The sequence below is a fragment of the Serratia sp. K1WW1 genome, from assembly GCF_055790865.1.
This window is the reverse complement of record NZ_CM147697.1, coordinates 5,237,552-5,250,630: the sequence shown is the minus strand read 5'-3', so window position 1 is coordinate 5,250,630 and position 13,079 is coordinate 5,237,552. Positions and strand designations below refer to the sequence as shown.

Below are 13,079 nucleotides of genomic sequence, written 5' to 3'. Positions count from 1 at the left end.
GAGAACAGACTATTCTGGCTAATGAGTCAAGCAGCTCGTTTTACCGTTACCAGTATGGAAATATTCTTGACTACCCTTCCGAGTTATTTGCTTGTTAATACCCTTTTTCTACCGCTGTGTCAGTAGGTGATAAGAAAACACTTATTTTTAAATCAGGATAAAAATAGAGAATATTCTTAGTTTACTATAAGCCTCCTAATTTGTTATTTGAACTGGAATATATACCATTAATCCCGGCCATTCCCAGAGTGGATAATAACAACTTGATAGGTATTGGCGATGAATATAGGCTTATGCGATCGTTTTAACCGATTTTGAATAATTGTTTTTCGCCATTAATATTGTTTTGAAACTTAGGAAATAACTTAGTTTTTGAAAATAGTATTCTGCTAGTCCAGCGGCGTAATGGAGTTGGTAAGTGAAGAAGAAAGGAAGGGAGTCTTATGTTAAAGATAGTAGATTGTGGGTATTCACCACAGGGCGGTGCTCGCTCAAAAAGACCTTTAACCTGGCCTGATACCAATAAGTATTTCCATGAAGGTATCGTAGGCTACTGTGACTCAATTAATACTTCCACAGAGCAACTCAAAGTCGTATTTATTGACTTTCAATTGGCTAACCTGCGCCTTTTTCTGGAGCAGGACTGGCTAATGTATTCTGCTTATAATCGCGTTGTGCTGGTAACCGATAGTTACCTGTTACCCTTGGCCAATTACTATAAGAGCATGTTTCGGCAGGTTGATTCTGTGATCCAGAGAACGGGGGCATCCAGTGATATTTTTGCTAAAATCGATCATGTTATTGCCGGGGAACAGGTTTCTTCAACATCGCAAGTCAGGCTGTCTTCGCGTGAGATATGTTTATTACGCACTCTGATCCATGGTGTCACCGTGGGTGATCTTGCCAGCAGGTTGCGGCTTAGTCCTAAAACAGTTTATGCCCTGCGCCATAATATTTTGGGCAAGATGGGGTTGACTAAAATGACTGATATTTTCACTCGAGCCTATTTTTCTGTCAGATAAACTATAACTACCTATTGTCATAGGGTTATCAAAACCAAATAAAATATGCGATGCTTTTATATTGCAGGATTTTTATTGTTTAATTGCTGTAGGACCTTTTCGAAAATTTAGTTTTCGAATGCGCCCTTGTGTCGCATTTATTGTGCCACGCCAGTGAATATTGGCGGGAAATTAATTGATATAAATAAAGGAAGAAATTTTATGAAGAAGTTAGCTCTGGCTTTGATTGCAGCTTCAGCGTTGGGAACAATTAATCTGGCTAATGCGGACACTCGTACTGCGAACGCGACAGCGTCTTGGGATGCAAAAGCCATTAAAGATACCAGCAGCATGCTGGTTGTTACCCCGATAAAGTCACTGACCTTTAATTACGCAGAAGGTCTGGAGCGTTTTAACTCTCAAGACGGCGCATTCGATATCACCATCGCTGGCCAGTCTGGCGCGAGTGATTTCAAACTGACCTCTAAAATCATCTCCAACACCCTGAACCGCGCCAGCGATGACTCTGCGCTGACCGTTGGCGTTAAGTGGAATGGTAAAGCACTGTCTGAAAGCAGCGATATGGTGATGATCGATACTTCAGCAGGCATCAGCGCTGGCCTGTCTGCTCTGGCTATGGAAAGTGCTTATGCTGGTGCTAACCGTACCAGCACTCAGGGCGTGTTCGCCTTTGATATCGCGAAAGCGACCGTTGCGGGTACTGATACTGCGTTCAAAGACCTGACCGATGGTTACTGGGATGGCAACGTAAACGTTGAATTCACAGCAACTTGGGACGGTACTTTCACCACTCTGTAAGTGATTTTGTTGTCTTAACGTAGTCAGGATCGGGGTGGATAGCCCCGATCCTTATGGAACGCATGATGAACAGATGGTTTCCTACGCTGATGTGCTCAGCACTATTTTATTGTACTCACGCCGGTGCAATTAACGTTGGCGCGATTACATCAATCATTTCCCCTGACCAGAGCGTTATCGCCAAGGAGGTGATTAATACCGTGGATGATGCCCGTCTGGTCAGCCTGAGGGTCGAGCGTATTTCCTCCCCGATGGAAGGGGGCGAAGTGATCCCAATGGAGAGCAAGCAGGAAATCATGGCCACGCCATCCAACCTGATTTTGCCCGGCAAGGGTAAAGATGTTTTCCGTGTTTTCTATTCCGGGCCGAAGGACGATAAGGAGCGTTATTACCGTTTAATCTGGAATGATAATCCGGTTTCCGAAGAGGGGCTGTCAAAGACCAAAAAAGCCGCTTCGGCAACCACCTCAGCAACCATTAGTACCATTATGGTCGTCACACCACGGAAGGATAAGTTCGATTATCAATACCGAGATGGTGTTGCTTATAACACCGGAAACAGTTCTTTCCGCGTGGTGGCATTTGGCCCCTGTAAGCAGCCACAGACCAGTGAAGAGAAAACTAAAGGATGCCGTGAGCGTTATTACGTTATGCCGGGATTAGGCGTGCATTTGAAATTTGTTGATATCAATAATCAAAAACTCAGCGTTGGCATTTGGCACAACGAAGATTATATCAACGTGAAATAGCCTCTTTACTCATTACCTGCATCGTGAATGTTTTCCAGGTGTGGATTAGGGGGCTATTTGGGGAAGCAAATGGGTAATAATTTCATCTTAAGGACAAGAACCAAGGCTGTAGCGCTATGTATTGCTGCAGCTCTGATGTCTATGCAGGCTAACGCCAGAAACCTACAGGATGTTCGTTTAGGAAATTATCTTATCCCGGGGGTATTTGGTCAGGCGCTGACCGAAGGTATGACCATTCCTGTACTGCTACGTTACAAAGGTGGCGACCAACAAGAAAAACAAAAGGTAGCGGATGCGCTGGTGGTGCTGGAAAAAGACCGCCTGATGATAAGAGATATTACGCTGGCGGAAGAGTCTGAAGGGGCAACGTTGGCGGAAACGACCCAGACATTGATCCGCGGTCTGAAAGATCGTTTCTTTGATCAAAATACCCATATTGCCGTTTCGTCCGATGCCGATCTGAACCTGAATATCCGTTCATTTGTACTGACGCTGGACGTGAGTGAAAAAAGCTTAGGGACCGCTATTATCCCACGAACGAGTCTGCTGGGACTCTCTTCGGTGCCGCATTTCAGTTCGGTGCTGAATTACGATCTCGGTGTTTACCGCTCGCAGTTAAAAAAGGGTGAGAACACCTCAAATAACTATCTGACCCTGGATAACACCTTCGGCTTTGCGGAGCATCATTTCAATGTGAACGGCTCGTTTTACGGTATTGGGGAGTCTCAGCAGGATTCTCAGCTTTACCGTGCCATGTATGAACGGGACATGGGCGGGCGCCGTCTGGCATTTGGCTTGGTTGACACCTGGAACCTGCAATCGTTGGGGAGCCTGTCGGCACTTAACTCCAGCAAGGTGTATGGCGTCACCTATGGCAATAAGTCCGCTACCAAGATCCAGAATACCCAATATTCACTAACGCCAATTACCGTATTCTTACCTAGCGCGGGTGAAGTCCATATCTACCGGCAGGGGCGTCTGTTGAGCATCCAGAATTTCCCGATGGGTAGCTTTGAGGTCGATACCAGCCGCCTGCCGTATGGGATTTATGACGTTGATGTCGAAGTGGTGATCGACGGCAAAACCCATTCGCGTATGCGCCAGACGATCAACAAAGCCTTCTCTGGCAGTAATGGCGTAGCGCAAGAACTGAACTGGCAGCTATATGGCGGATATGTAAATTACGACAACCGCAATAACCGCACCAACGACAGTTCCACCAACGAAACCTATCTGGCAGGGGCGTCGGCGGCGATGTCGATCCCGGAAATTCTCAAGATCGCCTCGGTTCCGGCGATATTTGGCCTGGCGGTGCAAACCTCGACCTATACCTTCGACAAGAAGGTGGTGAATGAAACTTCGATCAACCTCAACGTGAACCAGTTCGCGAGCTTGGGCTGGCAGGGGTTGCTGTCACAGGGCGGGCGTTACCGCAATATTTTAAGCGCCAGCCTTATGCTACCGAAGGGCTTCGGCAGCGTGTGGGCCAACCGGGAGAAGAGCCATATCGGTAAGGGGTTGCCGGTCTATGAGTCGGACAGCTATTCCTATGGCGGAACCCTCAGCCTGAGCCGGTTCTTTGAACGTGGTGGGCAGCTTACGCTTAGCCGCACGGTAGATAAGCGCGAACGTAGTACCTCTAACAACCTGGAATACTCCACGTCACTATTCTCCGGGCGTTATGGCACGGTCAATCTACGCGCCGGTATCCAGCGTTATCGCTATGATTTCCAGTCCAATAGCACCAACCAGCGCTATATCTCGCTGGACTTCTCTTTGCCGCTGGCCGCCTGGTTAAGCACCGGTGTGTCTTCCAACAATGGCAACGTGCGGGCCAACCTGGCCGGCAACAAGAGCTTCGATGACTCGGCGTTTACCTCTGCCGGTTTCAACCTGGCCAAGCTGGTCAAGGATAAGCACAACGGTGACAGCGCTTATTCGGCCTCTGGCTATGCAGCCTTTGATACCAAATACAGCGCGGGCACCTTGTCGCTCTCACGGCCTGACAACAATCGCCTCAATGGCAACCTGACTGCGCGCGGTGCGGTGGCCTATAGCGATAAGAACTTCGCCGCCAGCGGTATTCAGGAGAAGTCCGGGGTGTTGGTAAAAACCGGCTTCATCGACGATGCGGTGCTGTCGGCTCAGATCGATGGCCGCAGCTATCCGCTGAGCGGTAAGAATAACTTTATCCCGTTGCCGCCGTACTCAAGTTACAAGGTGGAACTGATGAACGATAAAAACTCGATGGACAGCTTTGACATCGTCAAGGGGCGCACTCGCAATGTCACGCTGTATCCGGGCAACGTCGCCGTTTATGAGCCGGAAGTGAAACAATTAGTGACGGTGTTTGGCCGTATGACCATGGAAAATGGCCGGGCGATCGCCAATGCCGCTGTGCGTAACCACATCGGTAAAACCATTACGGATGCGACGGGCGCCTTCCAGATGGACGTTGATAAACGCTACCCGAGCGTGTCATTGACCATGCCAGATAATGGCATTTGCGAAGTCGATCTGGACTTGGCCAAGGCCAAGGGCGTGAAGTGGGTCGGCGATGTGGTGTGCAACGTGCAGACCATTCTGGCACAACGATGAGCAAAGGGTATGACATGAAACTGCGTAATATTTGCCAGTTGGCTGGGGTACTGATGCTGGCTTCTTTCTCTAGCCAGGCGGCCAACGTGAGCAACAGTTATTTCTTTATCGAAAATCAGGTGGATGGAGAGTACTTCATCACGCCACAGAGCACCGATCCCCGTTTCAGCGGTGCCAACGCGTTTACCAAATATGCGTCAGGCGATCAACGCAGTTTGGGCTATATGGGCTATACCGGGCTGATCCAGACCAATTCGTTCGCCGATATCTGGCTGGAGGATTCTCCCATCGCTCGGCCATTTATCGGTAACCGCTGTATGAATAATGGTAGCGCTTGCCCCTCTAACGGTTATCTGCCGGGCTATATTGGCGATAATGGCGTTTATCACGTGGAGGTTAACACCAGCAACGGCGAAGCGCGTTATGGACGTGGTATTTTCTCTGATTCGGCTTATGAGTATTTTAAAAATGTGTCGGTAGGCTTGACCGAGATTTATAAATACCGCTTCTGCTCTACCCGCACAGACTACAACCCTGCAGCAGGGCAAAGCTGCGTTAGCGTAGGCGGCTCGCAGACCAGCCATGAGTTCACCATCACCAAAGCGGGTAATTTGCGGTTGGAATCTACCAACGCACTGCAGGAAATTTTTATCGACAGCAATGGCAATCCGGTGATGGGAACGGGTTCTCAGTTCTGCTCTGTGGGCTACATTGGCTCACTGAGTGGCGCGATCTGTAAGCTGGTGTCATATCAGATGCAGGGGAGTACCCTTTCGCCGATGCGCATGAACATGAAGCTCAACACTGCTGCGCTTGGGTTTACGCCTGCGGCAAATACCATTCGCCTGAGTGCCGATGGTGCCAGTGGTTGGGTGAACTACAGCGCCACGACCAACGCGGCGAATTTGATCAAAGCCGGTAACGGCGGTATTTATGTCTTTTTATCGCAGACCTTCCTGAAGAACCTGATCGATCGGGGGGTGGATCTGAGCCACAGCCAGGATTTCTTCACTTTCCTGTTCACCAGTACGGTGGCGCCGCAGTCCGGATATTACGAATTCTCGCCTTCGAACACTATCTTGCTGATCCCGCGCGATTATGGGATTAGCATTATCTCCAAAGACCAGGTGCTTAATCCCAAGCGTGAAGGCAAAGTCGGCAGCACAGAACCGCCGATCGTGTTCGACTATATTGTGACTACCTCAGGCCCAAGGCAGGCTGATAGCATTACCGCGCAGGTTTACGGTCCGGCAGGGCAGGTCAATGGGCGCCCGTACTGCGTCTTTTCCTCTACCGACGGTAAGCTTAGGGTGCCGTTCTCGGCCTATCTGGCTTATACCGATAACGTCGGGCAAGTTGTCCGCACGCGTGCCAGCTGTGATGATGTACCTATCAGCCTGAATGCGGCTCGTTGGGTAAGAACCGCCTGGCCGGTTCCCTCACAAAACGACGGCAGCTTTTATCGCACCGAGTTGTCTCTCAGCTTTCCGATGAATGAGGGCAATTCGATGTGGACCATGGATGGGCGGGATTGGATGGGGATTGTCAGCGCCACCGGTGAGGTAAGGGTCAGGGCGGTCTGGACCGGTCCTGATGTCCATTAGGATTGAAAATGACGATAAGACTAGGGTGGTGGCTAGCGGGGCTGATGCTGGTGTTTCCGGCTCAGGCGGTTTATCTCTCGTCCGGAGTATTTACTCTGGAGAGCGATCGAAACTTCTTCTCGCGCCAGTTTGTTAACAACACCAAAGAGACCAATCTGTATGTGATCGGGGCCTATCGGATTGCCAAACCGGGGGTTGATGAACAACCTCAGCCGCTAGAACAGGGCGAACTGCTCTATACCCCACTGCGCAAAATACTGGAGCCGGGAGCGTGGGAATATTTCAAGATCTTCTATCGCGGCCCGGCGGACGAGCGCGAGCGCTATTATCGCATAGTGATCCAAGAAATCCCGGCCAACTTAATGGAGATGCAGGGGGAAGACAAGACACCGCTGGTATCTCCGACCATGGCGCTAGATACCATCATGGTGGTTCGCCCGCGCAAGATGCGTTTCACTTATCACTATGATCCGCTGGCCGGGGTGTTGAAAAACACCGGCAATACCTACTTCCGTGTGATGATCCATCAGGGCTGCGATGGGCAGGATGACGCCGCCAAGGTGTTCAATCTGCTGCCGGGGGAAAGCTACAGCGGGGCAGAACTGCGCGGGCAGAATCGCAAGTTTATTATCGGTTTCAACAAGTATCAGCGGCTTGGGGAGCAGTGTTTCGAGCAGTGGCAGGAGTAGGGGTTACTGTGTGCCCCAACCCTCCCACATAGGGAGAGGGAGCTGATAGTCCCTGCTCTTGTGGCCGTAAAGATTGCATCTCAGCCAACGTGTTCACCACCTCATTCAAGGTGAATAACTACAATTTCAGAGATATTCGATCGGTCCCCTCTCCTTTTGGGAGAGGGCTAGGGTGAGGGGCCATCGACAAAGCCGAAGCTAGACTTCCTTACGCCCCAGATAACGCTCTTTCATCAAAGAAACGCCAATCGCAATATCCAGCACCGGCGAAGGCGGCAGGTAGTTTGCCTTACCGAGTTCCTGCATCGCGCCAATCAGTGGATGGTCTATCCCCAGCGCATAGTCTGCCAATAACGTCCCGGCAATGGTTTGCTTGGACACGCCTGCGCCGTTACAGCCCCCGGCGGTATAAATGCCTTTCTTCAACTCGCCCCAAACCGGCGCGCCATTGCGGGTGACGCTGATGGTGCCAGACCAGGTACTTGTCAGCGGCACATCCCGCAGTTGTGGGTAAATCTTGTTGAAAATCTGCTGATGCAACAGGGTTGCCTGATAGGTCTGCGCAGCGGTGATCCGGCCGTTCAAGGCTGGCGTCACATGTTGGCGGATCAGGAAACGGTGATCCTGGGTATAGCGCACCGTTGCTCCAGCGATCGCGTTGACCGGAGTAAGCCCCCAACTGCTCATGGTTGGCAGCTTTTGGCGTTGCTCTGCGGTTAGTGGCGCGGTGATGCTGGCGAAGGTAGCCATTGCCGCCTGCTGGCTGGTAACCGGAGCCAGCTCTCTGGAGAGGGCGTTGGTGGCTAGCATCACGTTGGCCGTTTTAATCGTGCCGAAGGGGGTGACCACCTGCGTCACGCTACCGTGCCGGATCGCCATCACCGGGGTATGGTTATACATCGTCACGTTGTCCGGCAGATTATTTGCCAGACCAACGATCAGGCTGGCAGGATTAACCAGGATCGAGCTTGGGGTATAGATGCCCTTATTATAAAAACGAGTACCCAATTTTCGATACAGCGCTTCCTTATCCATTATTTGATAAGGCTCGTTCATGGCATCGAGATTATCGGTATATTCTTTGAGCACCCGCTGATTAGTAGCATCCACCTGGCAGTGATATTTTCCGGCATTCTCCCATTCGCATTCGATCCCCTGTTGCTCAATTTGTTGGGTTAATTGATTGATCCCTTCTTGTAATAAAGAACGATACGACTGGGCTTTTTTCAACTCCGCCGTAGAGCTGCCGATATTATGGGATAACCCGATAATAAATCCTGAATTTCTGGCCGAAGAACTCTCAGCCGCACAGGCCGAATCAACGATGAGGATCTTCAGTTTGGGATCGTGGTTGGCCAGCCTTCTGGCGAAGGAAATCCCCGCGAAGCCGCAGCCCACCACTACCCAGTCAGCCTCGGTATCGCCGATCAGCGTTGGGTAAACGGTGGGGCGAAGGTCAGGTTTTAACCAACCATTTTGGTTTTGATTTAACGGCACCGATGCATATTTCAAACTCAAGGTCCTTTTCAAAATGTTTGCCACTCAAGGTCACTAAATAGGGTTATAAAACATTTCGCTAGCCTGAACCAGCAGATTCAACCGTTGCTCATTCCCCCCAATTTATTGACGGTCAGTTATTTATAAGCAACCGTTAAGCATTGAGGCACCTCATTGGATTACCGCATTTTGCCAATTGGCCGGGGAGTGCAATCTGGGCGAGCCTCTATGACAGAAATTAAGGTCACTCAGCAGATTTATTTCTGATTTTTTCCTTTATTCCCCAGCCATAGCTGTTTAGTATCGGAATTGGTGAGAATGACCCATTTCCTGAGGTTTTCTTCTGAAAATCGGCTATCCCCGCCCAGAATAGCAGAGTTGTTAACTACATTGTCATTGTAACTTAGTGGATTTAACTATCCTAAACGGATTTCTAAAAAATATAAGAACGGAAATATTCTATGTCACAGATGTTAGCGCTTTTGATTGTAATGGTGATTTTATACCTGGGAGATGCGGTATCCGTGCGTACTAAAGCCTGGATCCCTTCTGTATTTGTCTGTGCGGTGTTGTTCCTGTTCGGCTACTGGACGTTTTTCCCGAAGGATATCGTCAGCCTGGCCGGTATCACACCGGCGGTAGCGGTGATGTTGATGTATCTGCTGATCACCAACATGGGGACGCTGCTCTCGGTGCCTGAGCTGATGCGGCAATGGAAAACCATTGTGATCTCGCTGGCGGGGATCGCGGGTATTATCGCCGCCGTGTTTGCGACCTGCATGCTGATGTTTGATATGAATACCGCCATCGTGACCATTCCGCCATTGGTTGGCGGCATTGTTTCGGCATTGATCATGTCGAAGGGGGCAGCCAGTGCGGGTCTGGTTGATCTGTCGGTATTCGCAATCCTGATCTATGTCATGCAAGGGTTTGCCGGTTATCCGTTAACCGCCATCATGCTGCAGCGGGAAGGCAAACGGGTGCTGCAAAAATATCGCAATGGCGAATGGCACGAATCTGCCGCGCAATTGCCAGCCGATAAAATGCCAACCACGGTCAGCGCGGAAGAAAAAATGCCGCGTATGTTTGGCCTGATCCCGGCCCATTACAACACCAGCTACTTCAAGTTTCTGCGCCTGGCGCTGGTAGGCTACCTGGCTTATCTGGTATCAGACCTGCTGGCCCCGGTGGTCACCATCAGCCCGTTCGTGCTGTGTTTGCTGTTTGGCGTAGTGGCCGCCACGATCGGTTTCCTGGAAAAACAACCGCTGCAGAAGGCCAACGGCTTCGGGTTTGCGGTGATGGGGCTGATGCTGTTTATCTTTGACACCCTGAACAGAGCAACCCCGGAAATGCTGCTGCGGCTGGTATTCCCGATGCTGGTGCTGATCGGCGTGGCGGTGGCGGGCATGTTTATCGTCTCGTGGATCGTGGGTAAATTCCTTGGCGTTAGCATGGAGATGGCCTTCGCGATCTCCCTGACGGCGATGTATGGCTTCCCGGCGGATTACATCATCACCAACGAAGCGATAACGGCGCTGACCAAAGACGAAAAAGAGCGTGAGATCCTGACGCACCATATGTTGGCACCAATGCTGGTCGGCGGGTTTATTTCCGTAACGATGGTTTCCGTGGTGCTGGCAGGCGTTATGGTCGGTTACATCATCCCAATCGCAGGATAAGTCATGAACTATGCAAATCAGCTGCGTATTCAGCAGCACCTGGAACAACTGGCCGAGTTTACGGCGACGCCGGGCGAAGGCACGACGCGTATGAGTTACAGCCCGCAGGGCCAACAGGCGCGGGCTTATATCAAGGCGCAGATGGAGGCGGCTGGCCTCAGCGTACTTGAGGATGCCATCGGCAATATCTTTGGTAAGAGCCAGGCACAGGACCCGGCATTGCCGAGCGTGATGATCGGCTCCCACTTTGACTCGGTGCCCAACGGTGGCGCTTTCGACGGCCCTGCCGGAGTGGTGATGGGGTTGGAAGTGGCCAAGCTGTTCCAGGAACATCGATTATTGCCGCGTTATCCGCTAGAAGTGGTGGCGCTGGTGGAAGAGGAAGGGGCCAGCTTTGGCCGTGGCCTGCTGGCTTCCTGTGCGATTGCAGGTAAGGTGGATGCTGAAGAGCTGCACCGTCTGCGCGATAGCCAGGGGCAATCGGCGGCACAGTGCATGGCGCAGGTCGGTTTTGATGCCGATCGGGTGGCCAGCGTGGTGCGGGAGCCGCAAACCCTCAAGGCGTTTATCGAGCTGCATATTGAGCAAGGCCCGGTGCTGGAACAGGAAGGGTTAGACGTTGGTCTGGTAGACGTGATCGTCGGTATCACTCAGTTGGTTGTCACCATCACCGGTAAGGCCGGGCATGCGGGCACCACGCCGATGGATCGCCGCCATGATGCGCTGGTGGCCGCCAGCCAGGTGATCGCCCGCGTTGGCGATTTTGCCCGCGAGGCCGGTGATGAAACGGTCGCCACCACGGGGAAAATTCAGGTGTTCCCTAACGGGGCGAACGTGATACCGAGCAAGGTGATTTTCACCGTCGATATCCGTTCCAAACGGTTGGATAAGCTGCAACAGGTGGTCGAGCAAACCAAAGCCTGTATTCAACAGCAGGCCGGAGCGGGGATCGCCTGCCAGATTGAACAACCGTTGCTGGTAGAGCCGACGCGTCTGCACGGCGGTATCCACAGCCAGCTACAAAAACACAGCGAAGCGCTGGGCCTGAGCCACCGGACCATGGTCAGCGGAGCCGGGCATGATGCGATGATTTTTGCCGGTATCACCGACGTGGGGCTGGTGTTCGTGCCCAGCAAGGACGGCCTGAGCCATCACCCCGACGAGTGGACCGACTATGAGCAAATTCAGAAAGGCATCGACGTTATTTTTCAAACGGTAAAAGAGATCACAGAGGCAAGCAGTTATGACTAATCAAGCTATCGCGCAATCCATTAAAGCCCACGTGGGGGCGATGATTGCGTTCCGTCGCGATCTGCATGCTCACCCGGAACTGCCTTGGGAAGAGGTACGCACCACCCAGAAGGTGGCGCAAGCGCTGGAGGAGATTGGTATTCCTTATCGTCTGACGACGCCAACGGGCGTGATTGCCGAGATTACCGGTGGGCAGCCTGGCAAGACCGTGGCCTTACGCGCCGATATGGATGCGTTGCCGGTGCAGGAACTCAACGACTCATTAAGTTATAAATCGCAAACCGACGGCAAGATGCACGCCTGTGGGCACGATGCCCACACCGCCATGCTGCTGACGGCGGCGAAAGCCTTGTATGAAAACCGTGAAAGCCTGCGTGGCAACGTGCGGCTGATTTTCCAACCTGCCGAAGAGATTGCCCAGGGCGCACGTGAGATGGTGAAGCAGGGCGCGATCGAGGGCGTGGATAACGCATTTGGTATGCATATCTGGACCACCAGCCCATCGGGCAAGGTGTCTTGTAATGTCGGCTCCACTTTTGCTTCTGCCGATTTGCTGAAGGTGAAGTTCAAAGGACGCGGCGGCCACGGCTCAATGCCAGAGGCCTGTGTGGATGCGGCGGTTGTCGCCTCGGCCTTCGTGATGAACGTGCAGGCGATCGTTTCCCGTGAAACTTCTCCGCTGGAGTCAGCGGTAGTGACCATTGGCAAAATGGAAGTCGGCACCCGGTTTAACGTGATTGCCGAAAATGCGGTGCTGGACGGCACGGTGCGCTGCTTTAACGTCGAGGCACGTGAGCGTATCAAGGCGGCGATTGAACGTTACGCAGAGCATACGGCGGCCATTTACGGCGCGACGGCACAGGTGGAATACACTTACGGTACCTTGCCGGTGATCAACGAGGAGCGCAGCGCGTTGCTGGCACAATCGGTGGTGCGTTCGGCCTTTGGTGACGAGGTGCTGTTTGCCGAGAAACCGACGACCGGCGGTGAGGATTTCAGCTTCTTTATTGAAAATATCCCCGGTTGCTTTGCCCTGTTGGGCTGCGGCAACCCGGAGAAAGGCACCGACTGGGCGCACCACCACGGCTGCTTCAATATCGATGAAGACGTGATGGCGACCGGCGCGGAGCTGTATGCGCAGTATGCCTGGAGCTACTTGCAGCAGGATGCGTTTTAAGTTCCATCGCTT

The 13,079-nt window shown here is 52.0% G+C and carries 10 protein-coding genes; 9 read left to right on the top strand and 1 reads right to left on the bottom strand.

Annotated features, from left to right (window positions below):
* The first annotated feature begins 443 nt into the window (after nucleotides 1–443).
* The 6 genes from ACX9GU_RS23735 to ACX9GU_RS23710 all read left to right on the top strand — a co-directional run bounded on the left by ACX9GU_RS23735 (nucleotide 444) and on the right by ACX9GU_RS23710 (nucleotide 7,460).
* Nucleotides 444–1,022, top strand: coding sequence for a LuxR C-terminal-related transcriptional regulator (locus ACX9GU_RS23735; RefSeq protein WP_473193126.1), 579 nt, complete (start codon nucleotides 444–446; stop codon nucleotides 1,020–1,022).
* Between the two features lie 201 nt (nucleotides 1,023–1,223).
* Nucleotides 1,224–1,820, top strand: coding sequence for a common pilus major fimbrillin subunit EcpA (ecpA, locus tag ACX9GU_RS23730; RefSeq protein WP_473193125.1), 597 nt, complete (start codon nucleotides 1,224–1,226; stop codon nucleotides 1,818–1,820).
* A gap of 65 nt (nucleotides 1,821–1,885) precedes the next feature.
* Nucleotides 1,886–2,569, top strand: coding sequence for an EcpB family pilus assembly chaperone (locus tag ACX9GU_RS23725; RefSeq protein ID WP_473195235.1), 684 nt, complete (start codon nucleotides 1,886–1,888; stop codon nucleotides 2,567–2,569).
* Between the two features lie 135 nt (nucleotides 2,570–2,704).
* Nucleotides 2,705–5,167, top strand: a complete 2,463-nt coding sequence (locus ACX9GU_RS23720) for a CS1-pili formation C-terminal domain-containing protein (protein ID WP_473193124.1) — start codon at nucleotides 2,705–2,707, stop codon at nucleotides 5,165–5,167.
* A 14-nt stretch (nucleotides 5,168–5,181) separates the two neighbouring features.
* Nucleotides 5,182–6,771 (top strand): fimbrial protein, encoded by a 1,590-nt coding sequence (locus ACX9GU_RS23715; RefSeq protein WP_473193123.1) that lies wholly within the window; start codon nucleotides 5,182–5,184, stop codon nucleotides 6,769–6,771.
* A gap of 8 nt (nucleotides 6,772–6,779) precedes the next feature.
* On the top strand, nucleotides 6,780–7,460 hold the full coding sequence (locus ACX9GU_RS23710) for a fimbrial biogenesis chaperone (RefSeq protein ID WP_473193122.1): 681 nt from the start codon (nucleotides 6,780–6,782) through the stop codon (nucleotides 7,458–7,460).
* A 198-nt stretch (nucleotides 7,461–7,658) separates the two neighbouring features.
* Here the strand turns inward: ACX9GU_RS23710 and ACX9GU_RS23705 are convergent, their stop codons facing one another.
* Entirely contained in the window at nucleotides 7,659–8,972 is a 1,314-nt protein-coding gene (locus ACX9GU_RS23705; RefSeq protein ID WP_473193121.1) for an NAD(P)/FAD-dependent oxidoreductase, read from the bottom strand.
* Between the two features lie 446 nt (nucleotides 8,973–9,418).
* Here ACX9GU_RS23705 and ACX9GU_RS23700 point away from each other — a divergent pair, with 446 nt between their 5' ends.
* From ACX9GU_RS23700 to ACX9GU_RS23690, 3 genes are read left to right on the top strand one after another with little or no spacing between them, the layout of a single operon-like run.
* Nucleotides 9,419–10,639, top strand: a complete 1,221-nt coding sequence (locus ACX9GU_RS23700; protein ID WP_473193120.1) for a hypothetical protein — start codon at nucleotides 9,419–9,421, stop codon at nucleotides 10,637–10,639.
* A 3-nt stretch (nucleotides 10,640–10,642) separates the two neighbouring features.
* Entirely contained in the window at nucleotides 10,643–11,890 is a 1,248-nt protein-coding gene (locus ACX9GU_RS23695) for an allantoate amidohydrolase (protein WP_473193119.1), read from the top strand.
* On the top strand, nucleotides 11,883–13,067 hold the full coding sequence (locus ACX9GU_RS23690; RefSeq protein WP_473193118.1) for a M20 family metallopeptidase: 1,185 nt from the start codon (nucleotides 11,883–11,885) through the stop codon (nucleotides 13,065–13,067). The genes ACX9GU_RS23695 and ACX9GU_RS23690 overlap by 8 nt, the downstream gene beginning before the upstream one ends.
* The last annotated feature ends 12 nt before the right edge of the window (nucleotides 13,068–13,079 follow it).